This is a genomic window from Ignavibacterium sp. (assembly GCF_025998815.1).
Classification (GTDB): Bacteria; Bacteroidota; Ignavibacteria; order Ignavibacteriales; family Ignavibacteriaceae; genus Ignavibacterium.
Map to the genome: position 1 here is coordinate 3349897 of NZ_AP026678.1, position 17171 is coordinate 3367067.

Consider the following 17171-nt stretch of genomic DNA (forward strand, 5'->3'; position numbering starts at 1 on the left):
TCCTTAATCTAATTAACCGATAGAGATTTTTGCACCTTTCGATGCGAGATAATCAAAAATTAATCTGGAAATAACCAATGCACTGAATAATGTTGAAGCAATACCAATCATAAGCGTAAGTGCAAATCCTTGTACAGGTCCGGTTCCAAACTGATAGAGAATTATTCCTGTAAAGAATGTTGTAATATTTGAGTCAATAATCGCAGACATAGCTTTTGAAAAACCACTGTCAATTGATGCCTTGAGCGTTTTTCCGGTTGCTAATTCCTCTCTCATTCTTTCGAAAATAAGTACATTAGCATCCACCGCCATTCCGATTGTCAACACGATACCAGCAATACCAGGTAATGTAAGTGTTGCTTTGAATCCTGCTAAAACACTGAGTATAAAAAGTATAGTGAGAATTAAAACTGCAGCAGCAATTGAACCTGATTGTCTGTAGTAAATAATCATAAATACTGCAACTGCAAGATATCCGAATAATGCAGAGTTTAATCCTCCTTGTACAGAATCTTCACCTAGAGAAGGTCCAACTATTCTTTCTTCAATTACATCAACAGGTGCAGGGAGCGCACCAGCTTTAAGGACAATTTCTAACAACTTTGCTTCATCAAGATTTTCCATACCTTCAATCTGAGATCTTCCACCGGGTATCTTTCCTCTTACAACAGGAGCAGAAAAAACTTTTCCGTCAAGCATTATTGCAATTCTTTTTCCGATATTAGCTCCGGTAATTCTTGCCCATTCAACAGCACCTTCTGAATTCATTTCCATATTAACAATTGGTGCTGAACTGTTTGGGTCAAGTGTTGCGACTGCATTTGTAACTACTCCACCTGTTAATTCAGGTTGTCTGTTCACCAGGTACATAAAATAAACTTTTTTACCATCCTGAGTTGTACTTACAGGTTTTGCGGAGAAAACAAACTCAACATTATCAGGAATTTCTTTTTTTACTTCGGGTAATGATAACCATCTCTGAATTTTATTTCTGTCATCTTCTTTCACAAATGCATCGGCGCTTCTGCCTTGCGGATCGAGTAAAGCCACAGAAAAGAAAGGATGCTGCTGTCTGAATTCTTCTTCAGTCAATTGTTTTTGAGTTGTATCGGCTGCAGCAGTTGTGTCGGCTTTTTTTGTCGTGTCTGATAATTCTGCTAATAAAGAATCGTTACCGGCTGCTAATACTTTTGCCAAAGCTTTATCAATTCTTTCCATTATCTGATAAGTGAAATCAGGATCTTTAACCAAACGGAATTCGAGTAAAGCAGTTCCTTGTAAAAGTTGTTTAGCTTCTTCTTCTTTGGCTATGCCGGGTAATTCAACAATAATTCTTCGTGAACCCTGTCTTTGAATTGATGGTTCAGAAACACCGTATTGGTCAACTCTGTTTCTGATGATTTCCATTGCACGGGTTACAGCATCTTCAGAATCTTTTTTCAACTGAGCGATAATTTCTGCATCATCCTGTCTTACGGTACCAAAGTATCTGCTTAATCTTATTCCTTTCTGCTGAAGTTTTCGTGCAATAATTTCAACAACTGATTCATCGGATGTTTCAGCTTCTTTTTTTGCTTCAGCAAGAGTAGAATTGAAAACCTGATCGGGATTATTTGCAAGTTTTTCAAGAAGTTTTGCAGTGTTCACTTCAAGTACGACACGCATACCGCCTTGCAAATCAAGTCCGAGTTTTAATCTTTTTAGTCTGTTTTCAACAATTGAAGGATCGGATTGTTTGATGCTGTCTTCAACTATTGTGAGTAATTCTTCCAAATCACTTTTGGAAATTTGAGGGTTTTGTTTAAGGATTTCCTGCTTTTTCTGTTCAACAACACTTTGAATGTGTTTGTTGTTCTGATAATCCAAATAGGTTGGATATAACAGATAAATACTAAGAGCAATTGCAGCAAGAATTATTATTATCCTGAATCTGTACTCTTTCATAACACCTGTTTTTTTGTTTCTGATTAGGAGTTTCTAAATAATTAGCTGTCAAACTTAAACCATGAGGCAGCAAAAGTCAATTAAATTGATGTGTAATAATCATTAGAAATGCATAAAATAGAGCTAAAGTAAGGTTTTCTGTTAAATATCACTTCCCTTTATATTTTGACAAGTGAGGAATTTTCAGAAAAATTATGTATCCGAAATTAAATTGATTTAATTACACTTTCGAGCAGCAGCGAAAATTTTTCTTTTACTTTTTCTGCAGTTTCCGTCACTTCAGCGTGTGACAGCTTTTTATCTGAAATTCCTGCTGCAAGATTTGTGATGCAGGAAATCACTGCTGTTTCCATTCCAAGGTAAGTTGAAAAAATTGCTTCGTGAACGGTTGACATTCCAACTGCATCAGCTCCAAACTTTTTGAAGAATTGAATTTCGGCTGGAGTTTCGTATGACGGACCTTTAGCATAAATGTAAGTGCCTTGTTTAATATCAACTCCAACTTCATTGGCAGCAATTTTAATCAATTTAGTTAATGAATTTTGCTCAAGAGTTAATAAAAAATTTTTTGCTTCAAGAGAACTTAATCCAATCAAGTGAGTAAGTTCTTTCTTGATGAAAATTCCGTTAAGCGAATTTGCGAGCATTAAATCACCGGGAGCAAAATTTGGATTAATTCCACCGGAAGCATTGGTTAAGATTATTTTCTTACATCCTAATTTGTGGGCGATGAAAACCGGTAGTACACATTCACTTATTTTATATCCTTCGTAAAAATGAATTCTTCCCTGAAATAATAAAACATTCTTACCATACTTTTCAGAGATGTGAATTTTCCCTTCGTGCCCAACTATTGTTGATGGAGGATAACCAGGCAATTCGGAAGTGCGATAGACTTTTTTTGACTCCAAACGATTTGCAAAATCACCGAGTCCACTGCCAAGAACTATTGCAATATCAGGTGATGGCAGATTTTCATTTGCAAAGAATTTAATCAGTGATTCGTACTTAAGATTGAGATTTATTCTCATTCATCAACCTGCGAAGAAAAGTCCGGCTAAAGTAGCAGTCATTAATGTTGCCATAACACCACCAATTACAGCTTTAATTCCCAGAGCAGCAATATCTGATTTTCTGCTTGGTGCAATCGGACCAAGTCCTCCAATCTGAATTGCTATCGAACTGAAATTTGCAAATCCACATAACGCATAAGTAAGCATAAGAATAGATTTATCGGTAACAAGTTTACCTGTTTCAATTAATGTTCCCATTTCGGAATAAGCAACAAATTCATTGAGAACAATCTTTGTTCCCAATAAGCTTCCGAAAGTAAGAGCATCGTGCCAGGGGACACCAATTCCAAATGCTACAACCTGAAGAATCAACCCAATTATAAGTTGAAAACTTAACGGGCTTCCAAAAGTAGTTTTTAGATATTCATTAATTCCGACAATATCTCCTAAACCGTTAAGCAGATAATTAATCAAAGCAATCAAAGCGATGAAAGCAATAAGCATTGCACCAACATTCAGAGCAAGTTTAAGTCCGTCGCCAGCACCATTTGCCGCAGCTTCAATAATATTTCCTGCGGTCTTTTCAACTTCAACTTTTACTGTACCTTTGGTTAATGGTTCTGATGTTTCGGGGAACAAAATCTTGGCAATAACCATTGCAGCGGGAGCTGCCATAACACTTGCACCAAGAAGTTGTGTGGCAAATAATTTTTGCGCTTCGATTAAAGGAATTCCGTGAGAAACCGAATAAGCACTTCCAAGAATTTGTATGTAAGCTGCCATAACTCCACCAGCAATCGTAGCCATTCCACCAACCATAACAGTTAGAATTTCACTTTTGGTCATCTTTTCGATGTACGGTTTAATCATCAAAGGTGCTTCTGTCTGTCCGACGAAAATATTGGCAGTACAGGAAAGTGATTCGGCACCACTTGTGCCCATCAACTTTGCCATTACCCATGCCATTGCCTGAACAATTCGTTGCATTACTCCGAGATAGTAGAGAATGGACATCAACGATGCAAAGAAAATTATTGTAGGCAAAACCTGAAATGCGAAGAAAAATCCCAGAGAATTTTCTGAGCCAGGAGCCAGAGCAAGATTTCCGAAAACAAATTTCGCTCCTTCTGTTGTGAAATTAAGTATCAGGACAAATATGTAGCTAACTCCATTGAAAAAATCTTTGGGCCAACCAAGAATGAAGAAAAATTTTCTAAGCTCTTCACCTTTAAGAATAAAAAGAGCAAAGACTAATTGAATTGATAATCCTGCAATTACCAACCTCCAGCTAATTTTCTTTTTATTATTTGAAAGAAGGAAAGCAATTCCAATCAAAACAAAAATTCCGATGATGCCGCGAAATAATGATTCTACTATCATAATATTTTTCTCTATGATTCTTCAGGAATGTAATGACATTTTCTGCATCGTGCTTCATAAACATCTGAAGCACCGACAACAACTCTGTCTTTTACTGCAACTTTTCGTTGAGTTTTATTTGCGGGATTTCCACAAACAACACAAATAGCGTGAAGCTTTGTTATGTATTCTGCAACTGCTAATAATTGAGGCATTGGTTCGAAAGGAATCCCACGATAATCCTGATCAAGTCCGGCAACAATTACTCGCTTACCTTTATTTGCAAGCTCGATACAAACATCAACCAAATCATTTGAAAAAAATTGAGCTTCATCAATTCCGATTACCTGAGCATCTTCAGAAAGAGTGAGAATTTCTTTTGAATCTTTAACCAATGCAGATGGCATTGATTGCTCGCTGTGCGAGACAATTGAATCAGAGGAGTATCGAATATCAATTTCTGGTTTAAAGATTTTTAACTTTTGTTTGGCAATTTGCGCGCGCTTAAGTCGTTTTATTAATTCTTCTGTTTTCCCTGAGAACATACAACCGGCAATTACTTCAATCCAACCGGTTCCGTTAGGTATTGCGTGAGGTTCCATAAAATTTATTTCCTGTTATTTAATTCTTTATCGCTGAACGCAAACGGAAGTAAATCATTTGCTTTCAAAACCTGATATTCATTATTTCCATTTATAAGTATTACATCAATATTTCCGCAGAGGTCTGAAATTACTTGTCGGCAAGCTCCGCAAGGCGAGATATAGTTTTTTGTATCTGCTGCAACAGCTATTGCTTTAAATTTTTTTCTTCCGTCTGAATATGCCTGAAAGATTGCATTTCTTTCTGCACAAATTGTAAGACTGTAAGAACTTACTTCTACATTACAACCAGTTATTATTTGGTCATCATCGGTTAATAATGCAGCACCAACTCTGAAATTGGAATATGGTGCGTAAGCATTTTGTTTGGCTTCAATTGCTTTTTGAACGAGTAACTTGTAATCCATAATTGTGTTCCAAAAATATTTTAACAGTTATTGAATTCAAACTAAACACATTTCTTTTTCATTACTAAGTAGAAAGTTGGAGTAAGATATTTATTTACAAATCCGTAATTGTTATTGCTTATTCTTCTAACAATTTTATCAGCTTTAATTCGCTTCAGTAAATTAATGAGACTAAGATGAAAATCACTCCACACAATTCCTTTGTTTTCTCTGAATAATTCATCAACTGAAAAATTAGTCATTATTCTAATTTCAAATCTATCAGAAAACAAATTCCACAATCTTTTAAGTGAGAGAAGTTGTGGAATGTCTTTTCTGTTAAACTCAGACTTCCTGAAATATCTGATAAAATATTTTCTTAAAAGTTTTCTGTTAAGAATTGAAATAATTGGAGTTCCCCAATGAGGATCAGAAATAAAATTTATAATTGAAAGTCGGTTTGGAGTACTTAAATAAATCATCCCATCAGCTTTTAATACTCTGACTACTTCTTTATAAAGCTGATGGAGATTTTCAATATGTTCAATCACATCCTGAATAATCACTAAATCAAAAGTTGAATCAGCGAATGGAAGTTCGATTGCGTTTGCCTGAAATGATTTTCTTAATCTGAAATTTTCTTTTTGTCTTCTCAGCCGAAAAAGATTTATATCAGTACTAATGACAAAATTATTATCAGATAAAACTTTCGAAGTTCCACCTTCACCACTGCCAAGATCAAGAATCGTTAAATTGCGAAGTTCGCAATGCTGCTCAAGAATTAACTTAACAAATTTGCCTCGCTCAACCGAAATATTGCGAGCTCTTTCCCATCTTATAAAATTGGGATGAGTTTTATCCAACCAAACAGGTAGAGTTTTAATTATTTCCATTTATCCTTTCTGAAAACTGAATTGATAAAATTTACAATTAAAAGTGTTTCATAAACCGGTTGGAGATAGAGGATTTCATTCCACTTAAAATCTCTTGTTAATTTTGATTGAACAGTTTGTGTAGCTACAATATCCAGAATCATCTTTATGACGAAAGGGAACAGGAACCAATTTGAAAATGGAATCAGCAAGATTGAGTATAAAGAGAAAATATTTACTGAATGCCAGAATGCAAGCATAATCTTATGCTTCAGAAGATAATGATGTGAAGTTTTCAGATGCCTGCTTTTTCTGTTAAAATATTCTTTGAAAGATTTTGAAGCTTTAGAATGAACAAGATCATTCCCATTTCTGAAAGTCGCTATCTTCAATTTTTGTTTTACTGCTTCCCTTAAAAATAAATCATCATCGCCGCTCAGAGTTTCAAGTGTTTTTGAATAGCCATTTAATCTGTAATAAACTTCTTTTATGAAAGCAATACTTCTTGAAGTTGCTGAATAAGGAATTCCGAACCCTACAGATGAAAAATATAAAATATAATTTCTGAAATTTTCGTATGACGAAATTTTGCTAATCAGACTTTTTCCTTTTCTAAGTGGTGAATAGCCAAACACAATATCATTCCCATCATCAATTTTGTTTGATATTGATTTTAGCCAATTCGATTCAGGTTCACAATCCGCATCAGTAATTGCAATTATATCAAACTTTGAATTTTGTATTCCAATATCAATTACACCTTTCTTGCCCGGATATTTTTTATCTGATGCAAAAACAACTTTATAGTTATCAATCAAATTTTGGTTCAGTAACTTTGTTGAATCGTCCGAAGAATTATCATCAACAAAAATCACTTCGTATTTATCCGAAGGGTAATCAAGATTCTTTAATGCATTCAACAAATCAGAAATGTTCTCTTGTTCGTTTTTGAATGGAATTATTATAGAAATGTTTTGAAATGAAGTAGTGGTTCCTGGAGTCTGTTGAAAAACTCTCTTGAGTCCTATAAGGATTAAAGATGTCATTAACACTAAACATATTGGTAAGATTATTGTCAGTAGAACCATAAAAAAATTTTTCATTAGACTATTGCGAAGTTATCTAAAAATGTTTTAAGTTTTGGCAGGAAAAATCGGGCAGAATTTAAAAGAGAATATTCAGGCGTTAATCAAATCAGAAATTTCCTCTGGTTCGATACCGCTCAATTAAAATTTTTAGTGAATGTTTAATACTTACTTATCCAAAAATTAATTAACTAACTATCTTCAATCACAAGAGGAGCTGAAATGAAAATATTTTCAGAGCAAAGGAAATTCCTAATGTTTTTCTTTCTGATTCTTTTTTTCGTAAGTAGAATCTTAACAGCACAGCCATACGGTTTAAATTGTACTGTTGAAGCAAATGGTTCTACTGGCATTGAATCTTGCAGTTTTTACGTTAATGGTTCTTATAATTTGGAAATTAATGCCTATAACATTGTTGCTCCATGCGAATACGGGGGATGGGTATGGTATGCCTGCAGCCTTTATGTCAAGGTTAACGGTGTTACAGTGAGTCGCACAAATACTTGGTTAGGACAGTATGCCCCTTGGTATTATTGGAGTGATTTTTTTAAGGTAAACAATCGGGATTATGTAGAGATTAATTTGGTTTATGAAACGATAAACTTTTGCGTTGGAAATCCAATATATCCTAATAAATTAACAGTTATTGATGGAATTCATATGGGCGGCGGAGGCCCGCCAATTGAAAATTTAGTTAAATCCCAATCCTTATCTCACTTACCAGGGGAATTTTCACTAAAGCAGAATTATCCAAATCCATTTAATCCTTCGACTGTTATTCAATATTCAATAAACACAAAGCAGTCAGTTAATTTAACAGTTTTCGATGTGTTAGGTAATGAAGTAGCTATACTTGTCAATGAATTCAAAGAGCCAGGTATTCACAGTGTTGAATTTAATGCTTCTGATCTTTCAAATGGAATTTATTATTATAAGCTTTCAGCCGGTGACTTTGTTGATGTAAAAAAAATGATTCTAGTCAAATAGTTAACTAAAATTAAGGAATTATTATGAATAATAACTTTAAAATATCGCTCATCAATCTTATACTTATTGTGTTATTTTCAAACATATTGTTTTCTCAAAATTTTGTAGATATAGAAAAAAAATGGTCGAAATTAGAACCTGATCCTAACTATAGAGATTTTGGAAAGTCTGAATATAATTTTCAACAAGCAGATTATATAAAAAGATTTTATGATATCAATGGTGGAATAACGGTAAATCCCAATTTTAGAATCTTACCTTCGAACAATTCAACGCAATCTGAAACTAGTATAGATATTCACCCCTTAAATGACAACATTCTTTTTGCTTCTGCAAATGCAACAAATTGGCCTTATACAACTATTTACGGTACCGGTGTTTATTGGACATTAAGTGGTGATACAAATTGGACTGGTTTTAATAATCCACCTTTCGGAACTAACTCAGGCGACCCCGCTGTTGTTATCGGCACTAACGGATATTTTTATGTTGGATATATTGATAATCCTGGTGGACAAGGTATTGCCCGTTCAACTGATAATGGAACTACCTGGACAACATACACCGTTGCACCAAATCCTGGTTCCTTAGCTGATAAAAATCATCTTATGATTGATAAAATGGTTGGTTCTCCATACGAGAACAGATTATATGATGTTTGGACTGACTTTGGTGGTGCAAATGATAATGATGCAGTAATAAAATACTCAACAAACTTCGGACAAAACTGGAGTGCGGCGGTTAATTTATCATCTTCATTAAATCCCGGCAGCCATGCACAAGGCGTTAATGTCCAGACAGGACCAAATGGAGAAGTTTATGTTGCTTTTGCAATTTATGATAGCTGGCCAGGTGGCGAAGATGCAATTGGCTTTGCTAAATCAACTGATGGCGGAGTTACCTGGACCAAATCAAGAATTTATGGTGCTTTAACTCCTAATGGCAATTTTAATTTTGGTATCAGAGGAAATATAAAACCCACATCAATCCGTGTTGCTTCATTTCCTTCAATGGCTGTTGACAGAAGCGGCGGACCAAATAACGGTTACATCTATATAACCTGGCCACAAAGAGGCGTTGCTCCTGCTGGCTCAGATCCCGATGTTGTTTTAATCCGATCAACTGATGGCGGAGCTACCTGGAGTTCGCCAGTAAGAGTTAATGATGATGCATTGAATAATGGTAAAGATCAGTATTTCCCCTGGTGTACTGTAGATCAGTCAACAGGAAATCTTTTTGTGGTTTTCTACGATAACAGAGAAACTACAAATGATAGTTCCGGTGTTTATATGGCTGTTTCATACAATGGCGGTATAAGCTTCACAAACTTCCGTGTTAGTGATCAAAACTTCAGACCCAAACCAATTGCTGGATTGGCTGGTGGTTATCAGGGCGATTATATTGGAGTAGCTGCTGCAAATAACAAAGCTTACCCATTCTGGACTGATGACAGAACAGGTAACTATCAGGCATGGATTACAGAAGTTTCTGTTGGTCCTCCTTGCCCGGTTGATCCTGTTAGTAATCCTACTCCGGCTGATGGATTGACGAATGTACCAATTAGTATTTCTCAACTTAGCTGGACAAATGGAAACGGTGCAACTCAGTGTGAGGTTTGGTTTGGTGAAGCAGGTAATCTATCAATGATTTATGATGGTCCGGTAATTTCTTCAATTGCAGTTCCAGGTCCATTACAGTACAATAAAAATTATGGATGGAGAGTAATAAGTAAAAACGATACCTGCGGTGTTGGTGGTCCATTCTGGTCTTTCAGAACCGAATTATCTCCCGGTACACTATTTATAGAACCATTCCCTGATTTAGCAAACTGGACACCTGTTGGTCCTCTTGGATTAACAAACTGGTCTGTTCAATCGAGCAACAACGCAGGCGGACAAAATCCATCTGAATGTCGTTTAACATGGACTCCATCATTTAACGGTGCTTCTTATCTTAAGTCTATAAATATTACTGCACCAAACAACACTCAATTGGATTTGATTCTAAAACATTATCTTGATTGGTATGCTAATCCAAGTGGTGTTATGGGAATTGCAGTTACTTATGATGATGGTGCAACTTACACTCCTTTATGGCAGTTGAATAATCCTACGGGAAATGTTGGACCAGAAACAATCACAACATCCTTTACTACACCCCCTTCAGATGCTGCAAATTTGAAGTTAGCATTATTCTATAATGGAAATTCATTCAATATTGATAACTGGTATGTTGATGATATCGAACTAACTTATGTTATTCCAGTTGAATTGACTTCATTTACTGCAAAAGCGGTTAATGAAAATGTTGAGCTTATTTGGAATACTGCTACTGAAACTAATAATCAGGGATTTGAAATTCAGAGGAGTAACGGCGGAGCTTTTGAAGTTGTTGGTTATGTTCCAGGATTTGGGACTACAACAGAACACAAATCCTACACCTTCACTGATAAGAATGTGAAATCATGGAAAATATACATACAGACTAAAACAAATTGATTATGATGGTCAGTATGTATTTTCAAATACTGTTGAAGTCGAAGTAAATCCTCCACTTACATTTGCACTTGAGCAGAATTATCCAAATCCATTCAATCCTTCAACATTGATTAAATATTCGCTTGCCAAAGATGCAATGGTTAATATATCTGTTTATAATGCAATTGGTGAAAAGGTTGCAACACTTGTTAACGGATTGCAGCAGGCAGGCAGATATGAAGTTAACTTCGATGGCGGTAATCTCACAAGCGGAGTTTACTTCTACTCAATAGAAGCAGGCGAAGCTTCAAAGCAGTAAAGAAAATGTTGCTGATGAAATAAAAGTTAAAACTTATCTGCCGGCGGCAGAAGTTAAAGTTAAAACAGCGGGCTTAATGCCCGCTTTTTTATTGACACCGATTTAACTCTTATCTATTTATTTTTCATTCCTTTATATTTCATAATAAAATTTTTCAGAAAAATTATTTATTTGCATGAAAGAACCAGAAGTTACACTTGAGCTTGCTTTAGAGCATGGATTAATTGAAGAAGAGTATAATCGTATTTTAAAAATTCTCGGTCGAACACCAACTTTTACAGAGCTTGGAATTTTTTCTGTAATGTGGAGTGAGCATTGCAGTTATAAAAATTCCATTGCGCAATTAAAAACTTTACCACGCAGCGGTGGAAGGTTGCTTGTTGCGGCTGGAGAAGAAAACGCCGGACTTATTGACATCGGTGATGACTTAGCAGTAGCATTTAAAATTGAAAGCCATAATCATCCTTCAGCTGTTGAACCGTATCAGGGAGCAGCAACAGGTGTTGGTGGAATTATGCGTGATATTTTTACAATGGGCGCTCGTCCAATTGCTTCATTAAATTCACTTCGCTTTGGTTCATTAGAAGATGCTCGCACAAGATATTTATTTGACGGTGTTGTTCGTGGAATCGGAGATTATGGCAACAGCTTTGGAGTTCCAACTGTAGCCGGAGAAGTTTACTTCGATGAATCATATCAGGGCAATCCGCTTGTAAATGCAATGGCAGTTGGAATTGTAAACAAAAAACATGTTGCTTCTGCAGTGGCAAAAGGCGTCGGAAATCCTGTAATGATTGTTGGCTCATCAACAGGAAGAGACGGAATACACGGTGCAACATTTGCATCAGAAGAAATTTCTGAAAAGTCTGAATCGAAAAGACCATCTGTTCAGGTTGGTGATCCTTTTACAGAAAAACTTTTACTTGAAGCAACTCTTGAAATTATAAAAAATGGTTGGCTCATCGGAATTCAGGATATGGGTGCTGCAGGAATTTCCTGTTCGACAAGTGAGATGAGTGCAAAGGGAAAAGCCGGAATGAAAATAAATCTTGATAAAGTACCGCTTCGGGAAGATGGAATGACTGCTTATGAAATAATGCTGAGTGAAAGTCAGGAACGAATGCTCTGCTGTGTCAAAAAAGGTTTTGAGGATAAAGTTAAACAGGTTTTTGAAAAGTGGGATTTAAATTGTGAAATTATTGGTGAAGTAACTGATGATGGTCTTCTACACATTGATTATCAGGGAGAGCGCAAAGCAACCATTCCTGCTTTTGAACTTGTTCTCGGTGGTGGCGCTCCGGTATATATCCGTGATCAAAAAGAACCTGAGTATCTGAAAGAAACAAGAAAGTTTAATAAAAGTACTTTACCGGAACCAAAAGATCTTAAAGAAACATTTTTAAAAGTTTTCTCATCACCTAACATAGTTTCAAAGCAATGGGTTTATCATCAATATGATACGATGGTAAGAACTAACACAATTGTTGGTCCTGGTTGTGATTCTGCAGTAATTTATATCAAAGGGACTAATAAAGCATTGGCGATGAAGACAGATTGCAACTCACGGTATGTTTATCTTAATCCAAAAGAAGGAACAAAGATTGCAGTTGCAGAATGCGCAAGAAATATTGTTTGTTCCGGTGGCGTTCCACTTGGAGTTACGAATTGCCTGAACTTTGGTAATCCATATAAACCTGAAGTTTACTGGCAGTTCGCACAAGCAATATCGGGAATGGGAGAAGCTTGCAGAAAGTTTGATACTCCTGTTACAGGTGGGAATGTAAGTTTTTATAACGAATCTCCTGATGCAGCTGTTTATCCAACACCAACAATTGGAATGGTTGGAGTGGTTGAAGATTTAAAACACATAACAACATCTTACTTTAAGGATGAAGGTGATGTAATTTATTTATTAGGTGAAGACAAAGAAGAAATTGGTGGAAGCGAGTATTTGAAAATAATTCATAACATTGTCGCTGGTGATTGTCCGCAAATAAATCTTGATGAAGAAAAAAAATTGCACGATATTGTGTTAAATCTTATAAGAAAAGGATTGATTAAATCTGCACATGATATTACCGAAGGAGGAGTCGCTTCAGCTTTGGCTGAGTGCTGTATTGTAAACCAGGAAAAACAGATTGGTTGTGAAGTTCAAATTCCAATTAAATCCAGAAAAGATTTCAGTTTATTTTCTGAATCTCAAACAAGAATAATTATTTCGACATCAGAATCAAATTCTCTTAAACTTGAACATGAACTTAAACTCAGTAACATCTCATTCATCAAATTAGGTTCAGTAAAAGGAACTTCACTTAAGATTAAAGATTTTTTTGAGATAGGTTTGAATGAGCTATCAGAAATTTACTTTAACACTATTCCAAAGATTATGAGCGGTGAAGAATAAGCTCTTAGAAATAGTAAAGGAGTCAAAGTTATATGAGTTTTATCGCAAAGCAAGATTACTGGTTCATCTAAATCCTGTCTGGGCAAAAGTCTGGTCATTCATCAAACATTACTTTGGCGGTCTTTATGACAGGATAGATCGTCATCATGTATTCTTACTCTCAGGTGGACTTGCATTCTCACTTTTTACCTGCATCATACCGCTTGTTCTGATTGCTTTCTGGATACTTGGAAATTTTCTGAGTTCAGAGGAAATGGAACTGCAGATAATAAATCTTATCAATACAGTAATTCCTTATGATCAATATGCTGAGTTCACAAAACAAATAATATTCAGTCGTGTTTATGAAGTAGTTGAATTCAAAAACGCTGCAGGAATAATTGGTTTTGTCGGTTTGTTCTTTGCCGCAAGTGGTTTCTTCAGCAGTATGCGAACTGTTTTAAATAAGATTAACGGACAGGAAGTTGATGTAAATTTCTTTTTAGGAAAACTCAGGGACTTTTTAATTATCATCGTAGCTATTTTACTTTTCTTTGCATCGATACTTGCTTTACCTTTTATTGAATTATTAAGAAAGATTGCGGATGTAACTGAGTATCTGCAATTTTTTAATGCACCTGTATTTCAGCAGCTTTATACAATTTTAATTTCCTTCCTTGTAATATTGTTTCTTATGTATTTGTTCTATCGGTTGGTGCCTACACGCAAAATAAGACGAACCTCTGCATTGATGGGGGCAATTTGGGCTTCATTACTTTGGGTTGGAGCCAAAACTGCTTTTGGTTATTATATCTCTCACTTTCAAACCTGGGGAAAAATTTATGGTACATATGCTTTGCTTGTTGTAATCGCATTTTGGATATACTACACAGCTGCCGTTTTTATTATCGGTGCAGAAATCGGAAAACTTTTTGATGAGAGAAGGAATGATATTAATTCCGGAAAATCATAATCTTCATATTTACTTCTTAAACAAAACATTCAACTATTCATCCAGAGTCTAATACAGTTTCAATAATGTATTTTTTAAATAGATTGAAAGTAACTATGTGCTTTATTTCAATCTTTTGAAGAAATCAACTTGGGTATGAAAGATAATGCTTGACTTGTATAGAAAAATTTTCATAATTTTAATCAGACAAAAAAATCTGAATTTGAACGAATCATAGTGTAGTTTTATTTTGAAATTAAATCAGACTTAAAAGTCTTATTATAAAAGGAGAAACAAATGAAAAGAATGTTAAACAGTGCTTTACCGCTTGTGTTTGTTCTTGTGGTTACCATTCTGATTACTTCCTGTGGAGGAGATGAACAAAAAGCTGCAGACTTCAGCAAAACAAAGTCAGTTAATAATGATTTATCTGCCGGACTTTCTGAGTTCGAACTAGAGAACGGAATTGGACCGGTGAAACAAAAACTCGAATTAGGACCCATTGATCCAAAATTAGTTAAAAAGGGGGAGGAGATATTTAATACAAAATGTGTTGCTTGCCATAAACTCGATGAACGCTATGTTGGTCCGGCGCAAAGAGATGTGATTAAAAGAAGAACCCCGGAGTTCATCATGAATATGATGTTAAATCCTGAAGAAATGCAACAAAAACATCCTGTTGTTAAAAAGCTCTTAGCAGAATATATGACTCAGATGACAAATCAAAATCTTTCATTCGATGATGCAAGAGCATTACTTGAATATTTCAGAGAAGTGGGCAAATAAATAAATCACAAATCAATTATGAGGTATCTATGAAATCAAATAATAAAAAAAGCTTAATTATTTTAAGCTTAACTTTTATCTCAGTTGCTGTTTTTTATTTTGGCTGTCAGCAGTCAAAAGATGCTATTAGCGGTGATGTTGCTTCTCAGGTTTATGTAGCTCCCGGCTCTTATGACGAATTTTACCTCTTTACTTCAGGTGGATTTAGTGGACAACTGGGCGTTTATGGACTACCTTCCGGTAGACATTTCAAAACCGTATCTGTTTTTTCTCAAAATCCTGAAACAGGCTATGGTTATTCTGAAGATACAAAGGCAATGTTGATGACTTCGTATGGATTTATTCCCTGGGATGATGCTCACCATCCTGAGCTTTCAATGACTGATGGGGTTCCTGATGGAAGATTTATCTTTATTAATGGAAATAACACACCGAGAGTTGCTAAAATTGATCTGAGAACATTTGAAACTACAGAGATTGTAGAAATTCCTAATTCAGCTGGAAACCATGCTTCACCATTTGTTACAGAAAACACTGAATACATAGTTGCATCAACCCGTTTTAGTGTACCAATTCCTCAAGCTGATGTTCCTTTAACTTCTTATAAAGAAAACTTTAAAGGTACAATTAGCTTTATTGCACTTGACCCAAAGACAGAAAGACTAAACCTTGCTTTTCAAATAATTGTTCCTGGTTTTAATTATGATCTTGCACATGCTGGTAAAGGTCCTTCACACGATTGGGCATTCTTTACTTCTTATAATACAGAACAGGCAAATTCACTTCTTGAAATTAATGCTTCGAAAAATGATAAAGACTTTATTGCTGCAGTTAATTGGAAACTTGCAGAGAAGTATGTAAAAGAAGGCAAAGCTAAAAAAATGAGTGCTAAATACTATCACAATTATTATGATGAGAAAAAGCATTTTGCATTTAGTGATGTTAAAAAAGAAGTTCTTGTGCTTGATCCTAAAGATTGTCCGGGGATGATTTATTATTTACCTACACCTAAATCTCCACATGGTGTTGATGTTGATCCATCAGGTGAATACATTGTTGCTGGTGGTAAGCTCGCAACAGTAATTCCGGTTCACTCATTCAGCAAGATGATTAAAGCAATTGAAGAAAAGAAATTCGACGGTGAAGTTGATGGAATACCTGTTCTTCAATATGATGCAGTTGTAGCTGGTGAAGTGCAGAATCCTGGTTTAGGTCCGCTACATACAGAATTTGATGGAAATGGTTATGCCTATACTTCAGCATTTATTTCATCAGAGATTGTAAAGTGGAAATTAGGTACCTGGGAAGTGGTTGACAGAATTCCGGTTTATTATTCAATCGGACATCTTTGCATTCCCGGTGGCGATAGCAAAAAGCCGTGGGGTAAATATGTTATTGCGTTAAATAAAATTACAAAAGACAGATACCTTCCAACCGGACCGGAATTGACTCAATCAGCTCAGTTAATTGATATAACCGGTGAAAAGATGAAAATGTTACTCGACTTTCCAACAGTTGGAGAACCTCATTATGCACAGGCAATTGCTGCTGACATTTTAATGAAGAATAGTACTAAGTTCTATAAGATTGAAGAAAATCAACATCCGTATAAAACTAATGGCGAAAAAGAAGCTCGTGTTGAAAGAAAAGGTAATAATGTGCATGTTTATATGACTGCAATCAGAAGCCACTTTGCACCGGATAACATCGAGGGAATTAAAGTTGGTGACAATGTCTATTTCCATGTTACCAATTTAGAGCAGGATTGGGATATTCCACATGGTTTTGTTGTAAAAGGAATGACAAATTCTGAATTACTAATAATGCCTGGACAAACAAAATCAATTTTGTGGAAACCAATGAAGCCAGGTGTTTATCCATTTTACTGCACAGACTTCTGTTCGGCTTTACATCAGGAAATGCAGGGCTATGTAAGAGTATCGCCTGCAAATTCAAATGTGCCACTTGTTTATTACACCGGAAGTCCGGAAAAGAAATAAAAGGAG

The 17171-nt window shown here is 35.4% G+C and carries 14 protein-coding genes; 7 read left to right on the top strand and 7 right to left on the bottom strand.

Features of this window, described 5'->3' with window-relative positions; translation table 11 throughout:
- Positions 1-12: 12 nt before the first annotated feature.
- The 7 genes from secD to Q0X14_RS14615 form a co-directional block, all read right to left on the bottom strand.
- Positions 13-1944: a protein translocase subunit SecD gene (gene secD, locus Q0X14_RS14585; protein WP_297840188.1), complete on the bottom strand. Its 1932-nt coding sequence runs from the start codon at positions 1942-1944 to the stop codon at positions 13-15.
- Between the two features lie 206 nt (positions 1945-2150).
- Positions 2151-2975, bottom strand: a complete 825-nt coding sequence (locus Q0X14_RS14590) for a purine-nucleoside phosphorylase (protein WP_297840190.1) — start codon at positions 2973-2975, stop codon at positions 2151-2153.
- Positions 2976-2978: 3 nt separating this feature from the next.
- Positions 2979-4334, bottom strand: coding sequence for a nucleoside transporter C-terminal domain-containing protein (locus Q0X14_RS14595; protein WP_366522814.1), 1356 nt, complete (start codon positions 4332-4334; stop codon positions 2979-2981).
- 14 nt (positions 4335-4348) lie between these two features.
- Positions 4349-4918, bottom strand: a complete 570-nt coding sequence (locus tag Q0X14_RS14600) for a thymidine kinase (protein ID WP_297840196.1) — start codon at positions 4916-4918, stop codon at positions 4349-4351.
- 5 nt (positions 4919-4923) lie between these two features.
- Positions 4924-5325, bottom strand: a complete 402-nt coding sequence (cdd, locus tag Q0X14_RS14605; RefSeq protein ID WP_297840199.1) for a cytidine deaminase — start codon at positions 5323-5325, stop codon at positions 4924-4926.
- A 41-nt stretch (positions 5326-5366) separates the two neighbouring features.
- A complete protein-coding gene (locus Q0X14_RS14610; protein WP_297840202.1) occupies positions 5367-6197 on the bottom strand; it encodes a class I SAM-dependent methyltransferase in 831 nt (276 codons plus the stop codon).
- Positions 6188-7222, bottom strand: a complete 1035-nt coding sequence (locus tag Q0X14_RS14615; protein ID WP_297840205.1) for a glycosyltransferase — start codon at positions 7220-7222, stop codon at positions 6188-6190. The genes Q0X14_RS14610 and Q0X14_RS14615 overlap by 10 nt, the downstream gene beginning before the upstream one ends.
- Before the next feature lie 261 nt (positions 7223-7483).
- On the opposite strand from Q0X14_RS14615, the gene Q0X14_RS14620 reads away from it, so the two are divergent.
- The 7 genes from Q0X14_RS14620 (at position 7484) to nosZ (ending at position 17165) form a co-directional block, all read left to right on the top strand.
- The gene (locus tag Q0X14_RS14620) at positions 7484-8248 is read left to right on the top strand and encodes a T9SS type A sorting domain-containing protein (RefSeq protein ID WP_297840208.1); all 765 of its coding nucleotides are present in this window, start codon (positions 7484-7486) and stop codon (positions 8246-8248) included.
- A 23-nt stretch (positions 8249-8271) separates the two neighbouring features.
- A complete protein-coding gene (locus Q0X14_RS14625; RefSeq protein ID WP_297840210.1) occupies positions 8272-10746 on the top strand; it encodes a sialidase family protein in 2475 nt (824 codons plus the stop codon).
- Positions 10742-11044 carry a T9SS type A sorting domain-containing protein gene (locus tag Q0X14_RS14630; protein WP_297844763.1) on the top strand — a complete coding sequence of 101 codons (303 nt, stop codon included), beginning with the start codon at positions 10742-10744 and terminating at the stop codon, positions 11042-11044. The genes Q0X14_RS14625 and Q0X14_RS14630 overlap by 5 nt, the downstream gene beginning before the upstream one ends.
- 175 nt (positions 11045-11219) lie before the next feature.
- Positions 11220-13448 carry a phosphoribosylformylglycinamidine synthase subunit PurL gene (purL, locus tag Q0X14_RS14635; protein WP_297840212.1) on the top strand — a complete coding sequence of 743 codons (2229 nt, stop codon included), beginning with the start codon at positions 11220-11222 and terminating at the stop codon, positions 13446-13448.
- On the top strand, positions 13438-14400 hold the full coding sequence (locus Q0X14_RS14640; RefSeq protein ID WP_297840214.1) for a YihY/virulence factor BrkB family protein: 963 nt from the start codon (positions 13438-13440) through the stop codon (positions 14398-14400). The genes purL and Q0X14_RS14640 overlap by 11 nt, the downstream gene beginning before the upstream one ends.
- Positions 14401-14676: 276 nt before the next feature.
- Positions 14677-15165, top strand: coding sequence for a cytochrome c (locus Q0X14_RS14645; RefSeq protein WP_297840216.1), 489 nt, complete (start codon positions 14677-14679; stop codon positions 15163-15165).
- Between the two features lie 29 nt (positions 15166-15194).
- On the top strand, positions 15195-17165 hold the full coding sequence (gene nosZ, locus Q0X14_RS14650) for a Sec-dependent nitrous-oxide reductase (RefSeq protein WP_297840218.1): 1971 nt from the start codon (positions 15195-15197) through the stop codon (positions 17163-17165).
- Positions 17166-17171 lie beyond the last annotated feature (6 nt).

Bases quoted from the DNA above. Each gene is read 5' to 3' on its own strand.
- Q0X14_RS14645 (WP_297840216.1), top strand. From the start codon at position 14,677: ATGAAAAGAATGTTAAACAGTGCTTTACCGCTTGTGTTTGTTCTTGTG.
- Q0X14_RS14590 (WP_297840190.1), bottom strand. From the start codon at position 2,975: ATGAGAATAAATCTCAATCTTAAGTACGAATCACTGATTAAATTCTTT.
- Q0X14_RS14600 (WP_297840196.1), bottom strand. From the start codon at position 4,918: ATGGAACCTCACGCAATACCTAACGGAACCGGTTGGATTGAAGTAATT.
- purL (WP_297840212.1), top strand. From the start codon at position 11,220: ATGAAAGAACCAGAAGTTACACTTGAGCTTGCTTTAGAGCATGGATTA.
- Q0X14_RS14610 (WP_297840202.1), bottom strand. From the start codon at position 6,197: ATGGAAATAATTAAAACTCTACCTGTTTGGTTGGATAAAACTCATCCC.
- cdd (WP_297840199.1), bottom strand. From the start codon at position 5,325: ATGGATTACAAGTTACTCGTTCAAAAAGCAATTGAAGCCAAACAAAAT.
- Q0X14_RS14625 (WP_297840210.1), top strand. From the start codon at position 8,272: ATGAATAATAACTTTAAAATATCGCTCATCAATCTTATACTTATTGTG.
- nosZ (WP_297840218.1), top strand. From the start codon at position 15,195: ATGAAATCAAATAATAAAAAAAGCTTAATTATTTTAAGCTTAACTTTT.
- Q0X14_RS14620 (WP_297840208.1), top strand. From the start codon at position 7,484: ATGAAAATATTTTCAGAGCAAAGGAAATTCCTAATGTTTTTCTTTCTG.
- Q0X14_RS14615 (WP_297840205.1), bottom strand. From the start codon at position 7,222: ATGACATCTTTAATCCTTATAGGACTCAAGAGAGTTTTTCAACAGACT.
- secD (WP_297840188.1), bottom strand. From the start codon at position 1,944: ATGAAAGAGTACAGATTCAGGATAATAATAATTCTTGCTGCAATTGCT.